This window comes from Nonomuraea harbinensis, from assembly GCF_019396385.1.
In the GTDB taxonomy this organism is placed as follows: Bacteria; Actinomycetota; Actinomycetes; order Streptosporangiales; family Streptosporangiaceae; genus Nonomuraea; species Nonomuraea ferruginea.
In genome coordinates this window covers 291,014-309,202 of record NZ_JAHKRN010000004.1, presented here as the reverse complement: position 1 = coordinate 309,202, position 18,189 = coordinate 291,014, and the positions used below count along the sequence as shown (strand labels likewise).

Annotated in this window: 15 protein-coding genes; 8 read left to right on the top strand and 7 right to left on the bottom strand. The window is 70.0% G+C overall.

Annotated features, from left to right (window positions below):
• Positions 1 to 14 precede the first annotated feature (14 nt).
• Positions 15 to 989: an NAD(P)/FAD-dependent oxidoreductase gene (locus KME79_RS06420; protein ID WP_219543660.1), complete on the bottom strand. Its 975-nt coding sequence runs from the start codon at positions 987 to 989 to the stop codon at positions 15 to 17.
• 238 nt (positions 990 to 1,227) lie between these two features.
• Here KME79_RS06420 and KME79_RS06415 point away from each other — a divergent pair, with 238 nt between their 5' ends.
• On the top strand, positions 1,228 to 1,554 hold the full coding sequence (locus KME79_RS06415) for a hypothetical protein (RefSeq protein WP_219543659.1): 327 nt from the start codon (positions 1,228 to 1,230) through the stop codon (positions 1,552 to 1,554).
• A 298-nt stretch (positions 1,555 to 1,852) separates the two neighbouring features.
• Here the strand turns inward: KME79_RS06415 and KME79_RS06410 are convergent, their stop codons facing one another.
• On the bottom strand, positions 1,853 to 2,854 hold the full coding sequence (locus tag KME79_RS06410; protein ID WP_246639352.1) for a glycoside hydrolase family 113 protein: 1,002 nt from the start codon (positions 2,852 to 2,854) through the stop codon (positions 1,853 to 1,855).
• A 102-nt stretch (positions 2,855 to 2,956) separates the two neighbouring features.
• Here KME79_RS06410 and KME79_RS06405 point away from each other — a divergent pair, with 102 nt between their 5' ends.
• On the top strand, positions 2,957 to 3,571 hold the full coding sequence (locus KME79_RS06405) for a TetR/AcrR family transcriptional regulator (protein ID WP_308248813.1): 615 nt from the start codon (positions 2,957 to 2,959) through the stop codon (positions 3,569 to 3,571).
• A 20-nt stretch (positions 3,572 to 3,591) separates the two neighbouring features.
• On the opposite strand, the gene KME79_RS06400 is transcribed toward KME79_RS06405, so the two are convergent.
• The 3 genes from KME79_RS06400 to KME79_RS06390 are packed head-to-tail and all read right to left on the bottom strand — an operon-like array spanning position 3,592 to position 5,011.
• The gene (locus KME79_RS06400) at positions 3,592 to 4,218 is read right to left on the bottom strand and encodes a dihydrofolate reductase family protein (protein ID WP_219543657.1); all 627 of its coding nucleotides are present in this window, start codon (positions 4,216 to 4,218) and stop codon (positions 3,592 to 3,594) included.
• Positions 4,215 to 4,685 (bottom strand): SRPBCC domain-containing protein, encoded by a 471-nt coding sequence (locus KME79_RS06395; protein WP_219543656.1) that lies wholly within the window; start codon positions 4,683 to 4,685, stop codon positions 4,215 to 4,217. Before KME79_RS06395 ends, KME79_RS06400 begins: the two co-directional genes overlap by 4 nt.
• Positions 4,682 to 5,011 carry an ArsR/SmtB family transcription factor gene (locus KME79_RS06390; protein WP_148036966.1) on the bottom strand — a complete coding sequence of 110 codons (330 nt, stop codon included), beginning with the start codon at positions 5,009 to 5,011 and terminating at the stop codon, positions 4,682 to 4,684. Before KME79_RS06390 ends, KME79_RS06395 begins: the two co-directional genes overlap by 4 nt.
• A gap of 136 nt (positions 5,012 to 5,147) precedes the next feature.
• On the opposite strand from KME79_RS06390, the gene KME79_RS06385 reads away from it, so the two are divergent.
• From KME79_RS06385 to KME79_RS06360, 6 genes are all read left to right on the top strand, one after another.
• Positions 5,148 to 7,445 (top strand): TIM-barrel domain-containing protein, encoded by a 2,298-nt coding sequence (locus tag KME79_RS06385; RefSeq protein WP_219543655.1) that lies wholly within the window; start codon positions 5,148 to 5,150, stop codon positions 7,443 to 7,445.
• Entirely contained in the window at positions 7,442 to 8,743 is a 1,302-nt protein-coding gene (locus KME79_RS06380) for an ABC transporter substrate-binding protein (protein WP_219543654.1), read from the top strand. The genes KME79_RS06385 and KME79_RS06380 overlap by 4 nt, the downstream gene beginning before the upstream one ends.
• Complete coding sequence (locus tag KME79_RS06375; RefSeq protein WP_148036969.1) at positions 8,744 to 9,607, top strand: carbohydrate ABC transporter permease; 864 nt, start codon at positions 8,744 to 8,746, stop codon at positions 9,605 to 9,607.
• On the top strand, positions 9,604 to 10,425 hold the full coding sequence (locus tag KME79_RS06370) for a carbohydrate ABC transporter permease (protein ID WP_148036970.1): 822 nt from the start codon (positions 9,604 to 9,606) through the stop codon (positions 10,423 to 10,425). Before KME79_RS06375 ends, KME79_RS06370 begins: the two co-directional genes overlap by 4 nt.
• A gap of 25 nt (positions 10,426 to 10,450) precedes the next feature.
• Positions 10,451 to 13,327 carry a glycoside hydrolase family 3 protein gene (locus KME79_RS06365; protein WP_219543653.1) on the top strand — a complete coding sequence of 959 codons (2,877 nt, stop codon included), beginning with the start codon at positions 10,451 to 10,453 and terminating at the stop codon, positions 13,325 to 13,327.
• 222 nt (positions 13,328 to 13,549) lie between these two features.
• The gene (locus tag KME79_RS06360; RefSeq protein ID WP_219543652.1) at positions 13,550 to 16,240 is read left to right on the top strand and encodes a cellulose binding domain-containing protein; all 2,691 of its coding nucleotides are present in this window, start codon (positions 13,550 to 13,552) and stop codon (positions 16,238 to 16,240) included.
• Positions 16,241 to 16,267: 27 nt separating this feature from the next.
• Here the strand turns inward: KME79_RS06360 and KME79_RS06355 are convergent, their stop codons facing one another.
• Together KME79_RS06355 and KME79_RS06350 are read right to left on the bottom strand one after the other, a co-directional pair.
• Positions 16,268 to 17,191 (bottom strand): carbohydrate ABC transporter permease, encoded by a 924-nt coding sequence (locus KME79_RS06355; protein ID WP_219543651.1) that lies wholly within the window; start codon positions 17,189 to 17,191, stop codon positions 16,268 to 16,270.
• On the bottom strand, positions 17,188 to 18,177 hold the full coding sequence (locus tag KME79_RS06350) for an ABC transporter permease (RefSeq protein WP_308248812.1): 990 nt from the start codon (positions 18,175 to 18,177) through the stop codon (positions 17,188 to 17,190). Before KME79_RS06350 ends, KME79_RS06355 begins: the two co-directional genes overlap by 4 nt.
• Positions 18,178 to 18,189: the final 12 nt, after the last annotated feature.

Below are 18,189 nucleotides of genomic sequence, written 5' to 3'. Positions count from 1 at the left end.
CGTTCCTTTCGGGGTCAGCGGGATCCGGCCGAGGTCAGCTCGCGGTGGGCGGCCACCGCCTCGCGGGTCTCCTCGGCGACGAGGTCGGCGTTGATCTGGGCCGCCGCGCCGGCGCCCGCCGCCGCCGCGGTGCCGACCTGGGCGACCAGGTCGGTGACGTTGCCCGCCACCCAGACCCCCGGCACCTCGGTGCGGCCGGTCGCGTCGGCGGGGATGTGCTCTCCGGCGCCGCCCGGGTGTTCGACGGGCCGCAGCCCGAGGGTGGCCAGGAAACCGGCACGCGCCTCCATGCGGGAGGCCACCGCCAGGACCTCACGGCTGACCAGGGTGCGGTCGCTCAGCCGTACTCCCACCAGGCGGTCCTCGGCGACCTTCAGGGACGCGACCTCGCCCTCCACCACCCTGATGCCGCGCGCGGCCAGGCGCTCCGCGTCCTCGCCGGTGGGGGCGGGCATGGTGTGCGTGAAGTACGTGACGTCGTCGCTCCACTGCCGGAACAGCAGCGCCTGGTGCACGGACATCGGCCCGCTCGCCAGCACGCCGATGGCCCGGTCGCGGACCTCCCAGCCGTGGCAGTTCGGGCAGTGCACGACGTCCCGGCCCCATCTGGCCCCCAGCCCCGCCACGTCGGGCAGTTCGTCCACCAGCCCCGTGGTGACCAGCAGCCGGCGCGCCCGGACCGTCCGGCCGTCGGTCAGCGTCACCCCGAACCCGTCGTCGTCGCGGACCGCGGCCTCGACCTCGCCGGTCAGCACCTGGCCGCCGTAGTGGCGTACCTCCGCCCGGCCGCGCTCCAGCAGCTCACCCGGCGGCATGCCGTCACGGGCCAGCAGGCCGTGCACGCCTTCGGCCGGGGCGTTGCGCGGGCTGCCCGCGTCGACCACCAGCACCCTCCGCCGGGCCCGCGCCAGCATCAGCGCCCCGTTGAGCCCCGCGGCGCCGCCGCCGACCACCACCACGTCATAGCTGTCGTTCAGCTGCTCGGTCATCGTGACCACCTCCGCGCACACTATGCGGAGTCGCACGCCGGAAACGCAAACCTCTTTGCTGGTTCGGCAAAGCTGGAACTTCCGAGCGGTACGCGATAAATCGGGTCAACTGTGAAAGGGTTGGTGGGAATGGGTTCTTAGGAAGAAATCCTCCTCAAGTGCACCGGGTGGCCTTATGCATCCTTCAGCGAACGCGGTCATGCCTGCCTCGGTACGGGCGGCTCGGGTCATCCTGTGTGTGCAGATGGTGGTGGCGGCCATCGTGACCCTCGTCCTGCTGCTGCCGCTCGTGAGAGGGATCTTCCTGGTCCAGGTGCTCTATGTCTTAGGCGTGGCCGTGGTCTCCGGCGTGGTGGTGTTCGGGATGCGGAGCCGTCGGTCCTGGGTCCGGTGGGCGGGGGTGGCGATCCAGGCCGTGCTGGTGATCCTTTATGTTCTGCAGTTGTCGGTCCAGCCGAGTCTTGAACCAGTGTTCGGTCTTGGCCTAGCTGTGGCGGCTCTCGTTCTCCTGCTGACCTCCTCTTCCGCTGCCTGGTTCGACGACTCGTCCGGTCGGGGAGCGTGACGGCCGGTCAGTCGATCGCCGAGAGGCGGTCATGCCGATGTAGGAGTGCCAGGCGCCGGGGTTGTCGTCGCGCCATACGGTCGTATAGCGGGCGGTGCCGGACATGCGCAGGAGCTTGGCGGAGCTGATGCCGTGCTCGGCCACGAACCGGTTGTCGGGATTCTTGATGAAGATGGACCCTTTCGTCCGAAGGACGGGTGCGCGGTGGGGACCAGGGGCACCGCGCGCCCGCCCACGCGGGCTCGCCTGGATGCACTTTTTCCATTAGAGATGCATCCAGTCAATGTGCGCCCGTGGGTCAGTGCCCGCCGTAGTAACCGGCGAGGGCGGCGAAGGCGGCCTTGGGTTCCCAGGGCAGGCCGGGGTAGGTTTCGCCGGTGCCGTGGTCCAGGATCTTGACCACGCCCCAGCTCCCCAGGTCGAGGTCCTTGCGGGGGTCGGGGCGGTGCGGCAGGCCGTAGCAGACGAAGGTGCAGGCGAAGGCGGCGTCGACGCCCTCCTCGGTGAAGACGTCCAGCAGTTCGCGGAGGTAGGTGGCCTGCTCCTCCTCGTCGCGGACGTAGTCGCCGTTGATCCCCACCGGGATGACGCCGTCGTACTCGATGATCTCCCCGCTGCGGGCGCCGAGGTCGGCCGCGCCGCGGTAGGGGGTGCAGCCGAACTCGGTGATCGCGACCGGCTTGTCCTGGGCGACCAGGGAGCGGATGCCCTGCTGGTAGAGGTGGGCGACCTCCTTCGAGCGGTGCGCGTCCACCGACACGATGTCGAACGGCGTCCAGTCGACGTTCTCCAGGGGGATCGAGGCGTAGGTGACCTTGCCGCCGAACCGCTCGCGCACCACGGACACGGCCTCGCCGAGGAAGTCGTTGACCTGGGCGGACAGCCGGCCCAGCTCCGGCCCCCGGGCGAGGAGGGCGCCCACGCGTTCCTGGATGGTGTCGCCGGGCACGAACCCGCGGTTGAACAGGCTCACCTCCGCCCCGGCGACGAACACCACCTCGGCGCCCCCGCGGCGGACCCGCTCAGCGCGCTCGGCCGCGTCGGCGAGCAGGTCGAGGAGCTCTCCCCGGTCGAGGTGATGCGGGAACGGCGAGAACCAGACCTCCAGGCCCAGGCCGGCCGCGTGGTGGGCGGCGAACTCGATCCGGTCCGGCTCGGTGCCGAATATGCGCACGGCGGTGCAGTGGAGGTCGTCGCGGATGATCTGGAGCTCCCGTTCCATGATCGTCCGGTCGAACGGCCTGTTCTCGACGCCGTCGAGAATGATCCCCGTGTCGTAACCGATGCCCTTGGCTCGCATGCCGGTATGTCCTTTCCCTCGATAGGGTACGAAACGTACCGTAAATTTCAACCGCGAGTCCAGGCATTTTCGGCAATGGGGTACGTACGGTACCCTAAGCGCGTGAGTGCGGCCGGAGAGTCAGCGGCGAAGCCCGCGAGCAGGCGTCGTGGCGCCGAGCTGGAGAGCGCCATCCTGCGCGCGGCCGTGGAGGAGCTCTCCGAGTCCGGCTATCCGGGGCTGACCATGGACCGGGTCGCCCGCCGGGCCGGCACCAACAAGAACGCGATCTACCGCCGCTGGCCCAACCGGGCGGCGCTGGGCGTCGCCGCATACCAGCGGCTCGCCACGGAGAAGCTGCGGCCGCCGGACACCGGAGCGCTCCGTGACGACGCGCTGGCGCTGCTGCGCCGCGTCAACTGCGACCTGTCCTCGCCGCAGGCCGAGATCCTCCGCGGCCTGCTCGCGGGCGTCGGCGACGAGCCGGAGCTGCTGGCGCGGCTGCACGACGCCGTCGCCGACGGCGGTTCCGGCGTCTGGCTGACGATCGTGGGCCGTGCGGTGGCGCGCGGCGAGGTGCCGCCCGAGGCCCTGCATCCGAGGGTCGTCACCGTGGCCCTCGCGCTGCTGCGCAACGAGTACGTCACGCGAGGGCTCACGACCGTGCCCGACGACGTCCTGGTCGAGATCGTCGACGAGGTCTACCTGCCGCTCCTGCGGAGCCGGGGCCCCGCCTGATGAGGGGCGGCCGCGTCCTCCTAGATGAAGGCCGTGACGCCGGCGTACTCGGCCCGGGGCGCCTGGCCTGTCGTCCGGTATTCGAGGAGCAGCAGGCCGTTCGGCGTCGCCTCGTGATGGGTCAGGCGGAAACCGGACGCGTCGCCGTCACCGGACAGGAGGCGGCGGCCGGTCCTGAGCACCGTGGGGGCGACCACGAGACGGAGCGTGTCGACCAGCCCGGCCGACAGCAGCGTGTCGCCCAGGCGGGCGCTGCCGTGGATCTGGAGTTCCCGCCCCGGCCGTGACTTGAGCGCGGCGACCGTCCGGACCGGGTCGCCGGCGAGCACGGTCGTGGGGTCCCAACCGCCCTCGGTGAGGGTGTTCGAGACGACGTACTTCGGCAGCGCGTTCATCCGTCCGGCGAACGGGTCGGCGGGGTCGGTGATCTTCGGCCAGTCACGCGCGAACGCCTCGTAGGTGCGCCGGCCGAGCAGCAGGCCGTCGGCGAGGTCGAGCCAGTCGGAGGCGCGCCGGACGAACGTCCCGTCGATGTGCGGCACGAGCCAGCCGCCACGGGTGAAGCCGTCGCTGGTGTCCTCGTCGGGCGAGCCGGGGCCCTGGCTGACGCCGTCGAGCGTGACGAACTCGGTGATGGTGATCTTCATTGCGGTGCCTCCGTGAAAGCGGCCAGCTGGCCGGCGACGGTGCCCCAGCCCGCGGCGAAGCCGATCTTCTCGTGATGGGCGCGGGACGCCGGGTCGCCGTGCCGGACGAGCATCCGGTAGCGGGTGCCGTCAGGGTGGTCGTCCAGCGTGATCGTGGCCGTCATCGCGACCGGGTCGGGGTTCGCGGGACGCCACGCGCTGGTGATCGCGTTGGTGAACACGATCCGCTCCAGGTCGTCGACGGCGAGGAAGCACGCGTCCAGATGCGGTACGAAAACGGCGCCGTCGTCGCTGAGCCGCGTCAAGAACGCCCCGCCGGGCCGCAGGTCCAGGCGGTCCACGCGGCAGCGGGACGGGGCCGGGACCCACCAGCGGGCGAGCTTGGCCGGGTCGGTCCAGGCGCTCCACACGGTCGCGCGGGGGGCCCGGATGATCCGTTCCAGGGCGAGGTCGAGATCGGGGTTCACTGGTCGTCCTCCGTGACGAACCGTTCGAGGCGGTCGGTGCGCTCCTCCCAGACGCGGCGCTGCTCGGCGAGCCAGTCGTCGACGAGGGCGAGCCGCTCGCGGTTGAGCACGCACGTGCGCACCCGGCCGGACTTGACCGTGCGGATGAGCCCGTTCGACTCGAGCGTCCGCACGTGCTTCATGAACGAGGGGAGGGTCATCGGGAACTCGCGGGCGAGGTCGCCGACGCTCGTGGGCCCGTGGCCGAGGCGCCGGACGACGGCACGCCTGGTCGGGTCGGCCAGGGCGACGAAAACGCCGTCCAGTTGTGCCGAATACTGTGCCATGCGGCTAAGTATTGCGGAGGCCGATGGTTAGCGCAAGGGCTAAGTGTTCATCGCGCTCACGGAATACCGTTGACGTTTGTTGGTATGGGCGCCAAACTAATTCACGAGTTTTGCGCTGTCTGGAAGAGGAGCGTCCATGCCCTACCGCCCCCCACTCGTCGCGCACGAGTACTTCGTCGCCGACCCGCCCGAGCTGCCGGTGCGCGCCCACGGCGAGGGTGGACTGTCCGCGCTGACCGCCGCCGAGCTGGTCGCCGCCGACGGCGCGGGAGTGATGCTGAAGGCCGTCACCACGGCGGAGGAGACCCTGGTCGTGCAGATCGGCGTCGCGGGCGAGGGCGTGATCCGGGTCCGGCTGAGCGAGGACGCCGACGCCCGGCCCCGCTCGGAGCGGGCCATCGCGATGGTGACGCCGGGCTCGTACGCGGGAGCGCGGGCCGAGGTGACGCCGGGGGAGCCGATCGTGATCGACGCGGGCTCGCTGCGGGCCGAGATCAGGCTGGCGCCGTGGCACCTGCGCTTCACCGACGCCACCGGCGCCCCGCTGCTGGAGCAGGACCGGGGGCACACCGACATCAGCGGCCGGCTGCGTACGCTGCCGTTCGGCCGGTCGTCGGCGGGCGGCGCGCACGTGGCCTTCCACGAGAGCTTCGAGGTCGCGCCCGACGAGGCGTTCGCCGGGTTCGGGGAGTCGTTCGCGCCGCTCGACAAGCGCGGCCAGCGGCCCCTGATGTGGAACTTCGACGCCTTCGGCGCCGAGTCGCAGCGCGCGTACAAGAACATCCCGCTGTACGTGTCGAGCAAGGGGTACGGGGTGCTGGTCGACAGCGGCGCGCCCACCGAGTTCGACGTGTGCCAGTCGACGCACAGCGCGGTGCAGATCGTGGTGCCCGACGACGTCATGGACTACTACGTGCTGGCCGGGCCGACCCCGGCCGAGGTGCTGGAGCGCTACAACGGGCTGACCTGCCGGCCGGTGCTGCCGCCGAAGTGGGCGTTCGGCACCTGGATCTCCTCCGGCTTCTGCGTCGACAGCCAGGAGCGGGTGCTGGCCAGGGCGCGCACGATCAGGGAGCGCGGCATCCCGTGCGACGTGCTGCACCTGGACACCTACTGGCAGACCGACGGCCACTGGTCGGACCTGCGCTGGGACCCGGTCAACTTCCCCGAGCCGGAGGCGATGCTGGCGGAGCTGGACGGGATGGGGTTCAAGGTCTGCCTGTGGATGAACCCGTACATCTCCCATCAGAGCCCGGCGTTCCAGGAAGCAGCCGATGCCGGATATTTCCTGAAAAAGCCCGATGGTGAGCCGTACGTGGCCGACACCTGGCACGGCTCCTACCCCGCCTGCGGCATCCTCGACCTCACCCACCCCGACGCCGTCCGCTGGTTCCAGGACCGGCTCAGGGCGCTGCTGCACCAGGGCGTGCAGGCGTTCAAGACCGACTTCGCCGAAGGCGTGCCGCACGACGCGGTCGCGGCCAACGGGATGACCGGCACCGACCTGCACAACGTCTACACGCTGCTGTTCAACGACGCCGTCGCCGAGGTCACCAGGGAGGTGCACGGGCACAGCCTGGTGTGGGCGCGCTCGTCGTTCCTCGGCGGTCAGCGGCACAGCGCCCAGTGGAGCGGCGACACCTACACGAGCTACGCCGCGATGGGCAGCACGATCCGGGGCGGGCTGGCGCACGGCCTGTCCGGGGTGCCGTTCTGGAGCCACGACGCGGGCGGCTTCACCGGCAGGCCCACCGACGACCTGTTCGTCCGGTGGACCCAGTTCGGCGCGCTGTCGCCGCTGCTGCGGCTGCACGGCACCACCAGCAGGGAGCCGTGGGAGTTCCCGGCGGTGGAGGAGCACGCGGTGGCCGCGCTCCGGCTGCGCTACCGGCTGATGCCCTACATCTACTCGGCGGCCGTGGACGCCGCCAGGACGGGCGCCCCGATGATGCGCGCGCTCTGCGTCGACCACCCGGGCGACCCGGTCGCCTGGCAGGCGGACCTGCAGTACCTGCTCGGCCGCGACCTGCTGGTGGCGCCGATGACCTCGCCGGAGGGCGCGCGGGAGGTCTACCTGCCGGAGGGCGAGTGGGTGGACTACTGGACGGGCGAGGTGCACGCCGGCTCCCGCTACGTCCGCGTGGTCAAGCCGCTCGCCGAGCTCCCGCTGTTCGTCCGGTACGGTGCCTTGATCCCTGTCGCCGAGCCGGGGGACACCGTGCGGACGCCGGACCGGATCACGCTGGTCGCCTTCGGGAGCGGCGACCGCCGCATGCGGATCCACGACACCGACGGAGAGACCGCCGTCACGGCCACTCTGGAGGGCGACACGCTGCGCGTGACCGTCACCGGGCCGAAGCGGGTCGCCGCCGTCGAGTTCGCCCCGGTGCCGGGCGCGCCCGGCCGGGCCGTCATCACCCAGGAGGAAATATGATCAAAAAGTCTGGCGTGGCGGCGCTGGCAGCCATGGTGCTGGCCCTCTCGGCCTGCGGTTCCGGCTCGGAGAGCCCGCCCGCGCAGAGCGACGGGCCCCGTGTGCTCAAGCTCTGGCACTACGAGGCGGCCGAGTCCGCCATGGGCAAGGCCTGGGCCGAGGCGATCAAGAAGTTCGAGGCCTCCCACCCGAACGTCAAGGTGGAGTTCGAGGAGAAGAGCTTCGAGCAGATCCAGAAGACGGCGAGCATGGTGCTCAACTCCGACGAGGCGCCCGACCTCATGGAGTACAACAAGGGCAACGCCACCGCCGGCCTGCTGTCCAAGCAGGGCCTGCTCGCCGACCTGAGCGCCGAGGTCACCGGGCGCGGCTGGGACAAGCTGCTGCCGGGCGGCCTGCAGACCACGGCCAAGTACGACGAGCGGGGCGTCATGGGCGCCGGCAAGTGGTACGGCATCCCGAACTACGGCGAGTTCGTGATGGTCTACTACAACAAGGACCTGTTCGAGAAGCACAAGGTCGAGGTGCCGACGACCTTCGAGGAGTTCACCGCCGCGCTCGACACCTTCGTCAAGGCCGGGGTGACCCCGATCGGCACCGCCGGGGCCGAGTATCCGGCGCAGCAGATCTTCTACCAGCTCGCGCTCAGCAAGGCCGACCGGGCCTGGGTGGACGCCTTCCAGGCGTACCAGGGCAAGGTCGACTTCCACGGCCCCCAGTTCACCTACGGCGCGCAGACGTTCGCCGACTGGGTCGGCAAGGGCTACCTCGACAAGAAGTCCTCCGGGATCAAGGCCGAGGACATGGGCGTGTCGTTCATGAAGGGCGAGCACCCGATGATGGTCAGCGGAAGCTGGTGGTACGGCCGGTTCGCCTCGGAGATCAAGGACTTCGAGTGGGGTCACTTCCTGTGGCCCGGGGCCACGATGGCGCCCGGCTCCAGCGGCAACCTCTGGGTCGTGCCGGAGAAGTCCGAGAACAAGGACCTGGCCTACGACTTCATCGACATCACGATGAGCAAGGACGTCCAGAACCTGCTGGGCAACTCCGGCGGCGTGCCGGTCGCGGCCGACCCGGCGGCGATCACGGACGCCAAGAGCAAGGAGCTGATCGAGAGCTTCAACACGCTGACCGCCAGGGACGGGCTGGCGTTCTACCCCGACTGGCCGGCGCCCGGCTACTACGACGTCATGGTCGCCGCCACGCAGAACCTCATCAACGGCAGCAAGCAGCCCGCCGCGATGCTGGACGAGCTCGCGCAGCCGTACGAGGACAACCTCGCCGACCTCGGCAACTAGATGCGCGTCCGTAAGAAGGGCTACTGGCTCTACCTGGTGCCGAGCCTGGTGCTGTTCCTGGCCGTCATCGTGGTGCCGTTCCTGATGAACCTGGGCGTGAGCTTCACCCGCTGGTCGGGGGTGGGCACGCCCAGGTGGGTCGGGCTGGAGAACTACGCCCGGTTACTGGAGGACGAGCGGTTCTGGCTGTCGTTCCAGAACAACGTGGCGCTGATCTTCGCGATGGCGATCGTGCCCACGGTGCTCGGCCTGGTCCTGGCGGCGGCGCTGTTCGACTACATCGGCAGGCGGTTCGGCCCGCGCACCGCCTCGGCGCTGCGCGCCATGTACTACCTGCCGCAGGTGCTGCCCGTGGCGGTGGCCGGCGTGGTGTGGGGCTGGATGCTGCACCCGTCGTACGGCGCGGTCAACCAGGCGTTCGGCCTGGAGCTCGACTGGCTGGGCGACCCCGACCTGGCGCTGGCCACCGTGATGGCGGTGATGGTGTGGTTCCAGCTCGGCTACCCGGTGGTGATCTTCATGGCGGGGCTGCAGCGGGTGGACCCGGCCTACTACGAGGCGGCCGAGCTGGACGGGGCGTCGTGGTGGCGCAAGGTGTGGCACATCACGATCCCGCAGATCCGGCCGGAGATCTTCGTGGTGCTGCTCACCTGCACGATCGCCGCGCTCAAGGTGTTCGGGCCGATCTTCGTGCTCACCCGGGGCGGGCCCGGCAACGCCACGCTGGTGCCGTCGTACTTCTCGTACCTGAACTTCTTCCAGAAGAGCAACGTCGGGTACGGGTCCGCGATCGCGACCGTGCTGGCCCTGATCATCGTCGTGGTGACGTTCCTGTTCCTGCGGGTGCAGGAGCGTGAGTCATGAGAGGGCCGGGCCGGTGGGCCGTCCTGGCGTCGATGACGGTGGCGGCGCTGGTGATGGTGTTCCCGTTCGCCCTCGTGGCGCTCAACGCGGTCAAGACGCCCGAGGAGTACGCGTCGGAGGGGCCGCTCGGGCTGCCCGGCGGGCTCTATCTCCAGGGCATCGTGGACTTCTGGAACCGGGTGGACTTCGGCGAGAAGCTCTGGAACAGCCTGCTCATCAGCGGCTCCGTGGCGGTGCTGGCGGTCGTGCTGTCGGTGCTCAACGCGTACGCGCTCGGCATCGGGCGGGTGCGCGGGCGGCTGTCGATCCTGGTGCTGTTCCTGGTGGCCAACACGCTGCCGCAGGAGGCGCTGGCCTACCCGCTGTACTACCTGGCCAAGGAAGCCGGGTTGTACGACACCAGGCTGTCGATGATCATCATCTTCACCGTGATCCAGGCGGCGTTCGGCACGTACCTGCTCAGCGCGGTGCTCGGCCAGTTCCCGAAGGAGATCCTGGAGGCGGCCGAGATCGACGGGGCCGGCCGGTTCAGGGCGCTGGTCCGGGTCGTGGTGCCGATCAGCAGGCCGACGATCAGCGTCCTGATGATCTTCTTCTTCATCTGGACCTGGAACGAGTTCTTCCTGCCGCTGATCTTCCTCATCTCCAACGACAACCAGACCGTGCCGGTCGCGCTGGGCGTGCTCCAGGGCGAGCGGTACATGGACGCGACCATGTCCAGCGCCTCCGCCCTGCTCGGCATCGTCCCGGCGGTGGCGTTCTTCCTGATCTTCCAGCGCACGCTCACCCGAGGCATCACGGTCGGCGCCGTGAAGTGAGCCTCCCTCCCGAGGAGAACCCCCCATGAAGAAACCGATCCTGATCGCCTTAACCCTGGTCGCGTCGCTGCTCGCGGCACCGGCCGCGGCGCAGGCGGAGTTACCGTTCCGCGACCCGTCGCTGCCGGTGGAGCAGCGGGTCGCCGACCTGCTGGGCCGGCTCACCTTGCAGGAGAAGCTGGGCCTGCTGCACCAGTCGCAGGAGGCCATCCCGCGCCTGGGCGTCCCGTACCACAAGAACGGCACCGAGGCGCTGCACGGCGTCGCCTGGTCCAACGCGCTCGACGACAACTGGAACCAGAAGCTGGCCAAGGGCACCGTGTTCCCGCAGGCCGTCGGCCTGGCCAGCACCTGGGACCCGGAGCTGATCAAGCGGGTCGGCTCGGCCGTCGGCGACGAGGCGCGCGGCTACAACGCGACCGACCCGACGCTGTGGGGCCTGCAGGTCTGGGCGCCGGTGGTGGACCCGCTGCGCGACCCCCGGGCGGGCCGCAACGAGGAGGGCTACTCCGAGGACCCGCTGCTGACCGGCGCCATCGCGACCGCGTACGGCAAGGGCCTGCAGGGCGACGACCCGTTCTACCTGAAGACCGCGCCGGTGCTGAAGCACTACCTGGCCTACAACAACGAGGTGAACCGCAGCCTCACCTCGTCCAACCTGACGCCCAGGCTCAAGCACGAGTACTACGAGCAGGCGTTCAGGTCGGCGATCTCGGCTGACGCCGCGACCGGGGTCATGGCCTCGTACAACCTGGTGAACGGCCGGCCCAACCACGTCAACTCCGACCTGGAGGAGGTCGTCAGGTCCTGGACGGACAAGACGCTCTACAACGTCAGCGACGCCTGGGGCCCGCACGCGCTCACCGACCTGGAGCGGTACTACGACGACAAGGCCGAGGCGTTCGCCGCGGTGCTCAAGTCGGGCCAGGACAGCTTCACCATCGACGGCAGCGACAAGGGCCCGATGGTGCAGCACCTCACCACGGCCCTGGAGCGCGGCCTGATCACCGAGGCCGACGTCGACCGGTCCGTCAGCCGGGCGCTGACCATCCGGTTCCGCCTGGGCCACTTCGACCCGGACGGCGGCCCGTACAAGGGCATCGGCGCGGGCGTGATCGACAGCCCCGCGCACCGCGCGCTCAACCGTGAGACCGCGGCCAAGGCGGCCGTGCTGCTGAAGAACTCCGGCACGCTCCCGCTCAGGTCGCCGAAGTCGGCGGCCGTGGTCGGCCCGCTGGCGGACGAGCTCTACAGCGACTGGTACGCGGGCACGATGCCGTACGAGGTCACCCCGCTGGACGGGATCAAGGAGCGGGTCGCCGACGTGACCACCGGGGCGGGCCTGGAGCGCGTCGCGCTCAAGCACGTCGAGTCCGGCAAGTACGTCACGGCCACCGGAACCGGGCCCGACGCCAACGCCGCGCTCGTGGACACCGCGCCGACGCCCGCCTCGCAGTGGGACGTGACCGACTGGGTGAGCGACATCTCGACGCTGCGCAACGCGGGCAACGGCAAGCTGCTCGGCGGCGACTGGCGCTCGCTCGACACCGACGACGACGACCCCAACGGCTGGTACGTGTCGCAGCAGTTCTCGCTGGAGAAGCAGGGCGACGGGACCTTCCTGATCCGGTACGCCGGGTTCGAGGCGGTCGAGGGCTGGTACGCGCTGCCCGACCCGTACGTGACCGTGACCGCCGACGGCGCGCTCGCGCTGGCCCCGAAGGCGGAGGCGGCGAGGTTCGCCAAGGAGGTCGTCTCCGACGGCATCGCCGCGGCGGCCGAGCAGGCCCGGAAGGCCGAGGTCGCGGTCGTGGTCGTCGGCAGCCACCCGTGGGTGCACGGCCGCGAGTTCCACGACCGCGACGACCTGCGGCTGGGCGACGGGCAGAAGCGGCTGATCGAGGCCGTGCGGAAGGCGAACCCGAGGACCGTGGTGGTGCTGGAGACCAGCTATCCCGTGATCGTGGACGCCCCGGCGCTGCTGTGGACCACGCACGCGGGCGCGGAGACCGGGCACGCGGTCGCCGACGTGCTCTTCGGCGAGGTGAACCCGGCCGGGCGGCTCACCCAGACCTGGTACGCCGGTGGCGAGCTGCCGAGCATCCTGGACTACGACCTGGCCAAGACCGGGATGACGTACCTGTACCACGAGGGCCGGCCGCAGTTCGCGTTCGGCCACGGGCTCAGCTACACCACGTTCGGCTACCAGGGGCTGAAGGCGCAGGGCGAGCAGGTGAGCGTCAAGGTCACCAACACCGGCCGCGTGGCGGGCGAGGAGGTCGTGCAGCTCTACACCCACCAGCGGCAGTCCCGCTTCGACCAGCCGGTCAAGCGCTTGCGCGGCTTCCAGCGGATCGCGCTGGCGCCGGGCGAGTCGAAGACGGTGACGTTCCCGCTGAAGAAGTCCGACCTGGCCGTGTGGGACCACACGCGGGACACGTGGGTGGTCGAGGACGCCGCGCACGACGTGCTCGTGGGCTCCGCCTCGGACAAGATCAGGCAGCGTACGACGCTGAAGGTGAGCGGGGAGAAGGTGCCGCCGCGCGACCTGACGAAGCCGACCAGGGCGATGAACTTCGACGACTACGCGGGCGTCACGTTCGCCGACGAGAACAAGGTGCGCGGCGACGTGGTGGCCGGGTCGGACGGCGGCTGGATCTCGTTCACCGACGCCGTCTACGGGGCTGAGCTCAGCGCCGGGGTGGCCTCGGTCGCGGGCGGCTCGATCGAGCTCCGCCGCGGCTCACCGAAGGGCGCTCTGCTGGCCTCCGTCCAGGTGCCGGCCACGGGCGGGGTGTACGAGTACGCCACGGTCACGGCGCGGCTCAAGCCCGGCAAGGGCGACCTGTACGTGCTCTTCAAGGGCGGGATCCGGCTCAGGGATCTGACCCTGGCCCGGTGACGGAGCGTCGGCCCGGCACGGGGAGCATGGCTCCGCGCCGGGCCGACTTATTTGGTTGTGCGTCCAAACTATTGACGGGCCGTTGAGGCGTGTGTGAGCCTCTAATTGCTCATGCGCGAGGGCGCGGCGATGGTCAGGGTCCTGCAACCTGGTCGTGCATGGCGGTCATCTGTTTGTCCTCAGGTGCGCTCTTTCGGCGTGCCAGGAAAGGGAGAGCCGCTCATGCGAAAGGCATTACTCAGCCTGCTCGCGATCACCGCCGTCCTGCTGGCCACAGCAGTGGTGCGGATGACTCCGGTCGCCGCCGTCGCGGCGGACCCGTACACCTACAAGAACGTGCGGATCGACGGCGGCGGGTTCGTGCCCGGCATCGTCTTCAACCCCACGGAGCGCAACCTGATCTACGCCCGCACCGACATCGGCGGCGCGTACCGCTGGAACCAGTCGTCGAAGTCCTGGACGCCGCTGCTCGACTGGGTGGGCTGGGACAAGTGGGGCTGGAACGGCGTGATCAGCCTCGCCACCGACCCCGTGCAGACCAACCGCCTGTACGCGGCCGTCGGCATGTACACCAACGACTGGGACCCGAACAACGGCGCCATCCTGCGCTCCACCGACAAGGGCGCCACCTGGCAGGCCACCCAGCTGCCGTTCAAGCTCGGCGGCAACATGCCCGGCCGCGGCATGGGCGAGGCGCTGTCGGTCGACCCCAACCGCAACAGCGTGCTCTACTTCGGCGCCCCCAACGGCAACGGCCTGTGGCGCAGCACCGACTACGGCGCCACCTGGGCGAAGGTGACGAGCTTCCCCAACCCCGGCAACCACGCCGACGACCCGAGCGACCCCAACGGCTACCAGAGCCACCGCCCCGGCGTCGTCTGGGTGACCTACGACCCGCGCTCGTCCTCCTCGGGCACCGCCACCAGGACCATCTACGTGGGCGTGGCCGACAAGCAGAACACCGTCTACCGCACCACGGACGCCGGGGCCACCTGGCAGCGCGTGGCGGGCCAGCCGACCGGCTACATCGCGCACAAGGGCGTGCTGGACGCCCAGAACGGCCACCTGTTCATCGCCACCAGCGACACCAGCGGCCCGTACGACGGCGCCAAGGGCGACGTGTGGCGGCTCGACACCGCGACAGGCACGTGGACCCAGGTCAGCCCGGTGCCGTCGTCCAGCTCGGACGACTACTTCGGCTACAGCGGCCTCACCCTGGACCGGCAGGACCCCGGCACGCTGATGGTCGCCACCCAGATCTCCTGGTGGCCTGACGTGATCTTCTTCAGGTCGACCGACTCCGGCGCCACCTGGACCCGGGTCTGGGACTGGACCTCGTACCCGAACCGCAGCTTCCGCTACCAGATGAACGTCTCCGAGGTGCCCTGGCTGACCTTCGGCACCAACCCGCAGCCGCCCGAGGTCACGCCCAAGCTCGGCTGGATGACCGAGTCGCTGGAGATCGACCCGTTCGACTCCAACCGGATGATGTACGGGACCGGTGCCACGATCTACGGCACCGAGAACCTCACCCAGTGGGACTCCGGCGGCACGTTCACGATCAAGCCCATGGTGCGCGGGCTGGAGGAGACCGCGGTGCTCGACCTGATCAGCCCGCCCAGCGGCGCCCCGCTGATCAGCGGCCTGGGTGACATCGCCGGGTTCCGGCACACGAACCTGGACGCGGTGCCGCCGATGATGTTCACCTCGCCCAACTTCACCTCCACGACCAGCCTCGACTACGCCGAGCGGAACCCGTCCGTGATGGTGCGGGCCGGCAACTTCACCGACGCCGACCGGCCGAACGACAGCCACGTGGCCTTCTCCACCGACGGCGGCGCCAACTGGTTCCAGGGCAGCGAGCCCGGCGGTATCAACGAGGGCGGCACGGTCGCGGCGGCGGCCGACGGCTCCCGCTTCGTGTGGGCGCCGCGCGGCGTCACCCCGCACTACTCGGTCGGCTTCGGCAACTCCTGGACCCAGGTGCAGGGCCTGCCGACGGGCGCGATCGTCGAGTCCGACCGGGTCAACGCCTCGAAGTTCTACGGGTTCGACGGCGGCCGGTTCTACGCCAGCACGAACGGCGGCGCGTCGTTCACCGCCACCGCCGCCTCCGGGCTGCCCACGACCGGCAAGTTCAAGGCCGTGCCCGGCGTCGAGGGCCACATCTGGCTGGCGGGCGAGGGCGGCCTGTGGCGCTCGACCAACGGCGGCGCGTCCTTCACCAAGATCTCCGGGATCACCGGCTCGGTGAACGTCGGCTTCGGCAAGGCCGCGCCCGGCGCGACCTACATGGCGATCTTCGCGGTGGCCACGATCGACGGCGTCACCGGCCTCTACCGCTCGGACGACACCGGCGCGAACTGGCTCCGGATCAACGACGACCAGCACCAGTGGGGCAACATGGGCGAGGCGCTCACGGGCGACCCGCGCGTGTACGGCCGCGTCTACCTGGGCACCAACGGCCGCGGCATCATCTACGGCGACCGCACCGGCCCGCCGGTCACCGTGACGCCCACGGTCACTCCGACGGTCACTCCGACGGTGACCCCCACGGTGACCCCCACGGTGACCCCCACGGTGACCCCCACGGTGACCCCGACCACCGGCACCGACTGCACGGCCACCTACCAGGCGGGCAACCAGTGGCCCGGCGGCTTCCAGGCCGAGGTCACGGTACGCAACACCGGCGGCTCGGCCATCACCGGCTGGCGGGTGACCTGGACCTGGCCGGGTGACCAGAGGATCAGCCAGCTCTGGAGCGGCTCGCACACCCAGTCGGGCGCGAACGTGAGCGTGACCAACGCCGGCTACAACGGCAACCTGGCGCCGAACGCGGCCACGTCGTTCGGCTTCAACGGCAGCCAGACCAGCGCCGGCTCCACGCCGGCCCTCACCTGCACGCCTGTCTAGCCTGAGGGCGCCCCTCCGGGGGCGCCCTCACCCCTTGACGGCACCGATCAGCACGCCCTTGGTGAAGTGGCGCTGCACGAACGGGTAGATGACCAGCGCGGGGACCACGGCGACCACCACGATCGCCATCTTGATGGCCAGTGTCGGCGGCATGTCGCCCGCGCCGGTGACCCCCACGGTCGCCGTGGGCAGCGGGTTGGAGTCCACCACGTACTGCCGCAGCACCAGCGCCAGCGGCCACTTGCGGGTGTCCTCGAGGTAGAGCATCGCGTTGAACCAGGCGTTCCAGTAGCCGACCGCGTAGAACAGGCCGACGACGGCGGTGACGGCCTTCGACATGGGCAGCACGATCCGCCACAGGATGCGGAACTCGCCCGCCCCGTCGATCCTGGCGCTGTCCATGATCTCGCCGGGGATGTTCATGAAGAACGCCCGCATCACCACCACGTTGAACGCCGACACCGCCGTCGGCAGGATCAGCGACCAGTAGGTGTCCTTCAGCCCGAGCCCGCTGACCATCAGGTAGACGGGGATGAGGCCGGGGAAGAACACGAACATCAGCAGCACCGCGAAGAGCAGCGGCCGGTGCAGGAACGAGCCGGGCCGGGCCAGCGAGTACGCGCCGAGGATGCTCACGCCCAGGCTGATGGCGGTGCCGACGACGGTGACGCCGGTGGCGACCAGCACGGCCCGCCGCACCACCGTGTCCGAAAATATCTGGATATAGGCGTCGAAAGTGATGCCCTCCGGGATCAGCACCAGCCCGCCCACCCGGTTCACCGTGGCCTTGGAGCTCAGGCTCGTCAGCACGATCGTGTAGAGCGGCAGGAGCACGGCCAGCACGATGACCGTCAGCACCGCGCCCTTGCCGACCCGCCCGGCCGGTGAGGGCGGCTCCTCCCACGCCGCCAGGCCCGACGGCTTCTTCTTCCTCGTCGCCAGCAGCGTCATGATCTCGAATACACCCCTCGCTCGCCGAACGCGTGCGCCACCCGGTTGGCCGCGACGATCAGCAGCAGCCCGACCAGGCCCTTGAACAGCCCGGCGGCCGCGCCGTAGCCGAGATCCCCGGTGCGCAGGCCCGAGTAGAAGACGAACGTGTCGAACACCTCCGACACCTCGCTGCCGACCGCGCCGCGCTGCAGCATGAACTGTTCGAAGCCGACGTTCAGCGCGTCGCCCAGCCGCAGGATCAGCAGCAGGATGATCACCGGTCGCAGCCCCGGGAGCGTGATGTGCCACATCCGGCGCCACCGCTTGGCGCCGTCGACCGCCGCGGCCTCGTACAGGCTGGGGTTGATCGTGCTCAGCGCGGCCAGAAAGATGATCGCCCCCCAGCCGGCGTCCTTCCAGATCGTCTGCGTGGTGAGCAGCAGGATGAACGTGTCGGAGTTCGTCATCCAGTCGACGCCCTCGTGCCCGCGCTCGCGCAGCAGCTGCGCCAGCAGGCCGGCGCCGCCGAACATCTGCTGGAAGATGGCCACCACCAGCACCCAGGAGAAGAAGTACGGCAGGTAGACGACGCCCTGCACGAACGCCCGCAGCCTGGCCGAGACCACGCTGTTGAGCAGCAGCGCCAGCATGATCGGCACCGGGAAGTAGAAGATCAGCTGGAAGGCGGTGATCGACAGCGTGTTGACGATCGCGCGCAGGAACTGCGGGTCCTGGAAGAGCAGCGCGAAGTTGGTGAAGCCGATGACCGGGCTGCCCAGGATGCCGCCCGAGTAGGGGCTGTAGTCCTGGAAGGCGATGATGTTGCCGAGCCCGGGGATCCACCAGAACGCCACCACGAGCAGCAGCATCGGCAGGTTCATCAGCAGCAGCGGCCAGTCGCGGCGCAGCTTGGCGCGCCAGGTCACGGGCTTGCCGCGGGCCCCTCCGGCCCGGGGGTCGGTCCGGCCGCGCCGGGCCGGCTTCTTGACGGTTACCGTGCCCACAGCGGGCTCCTA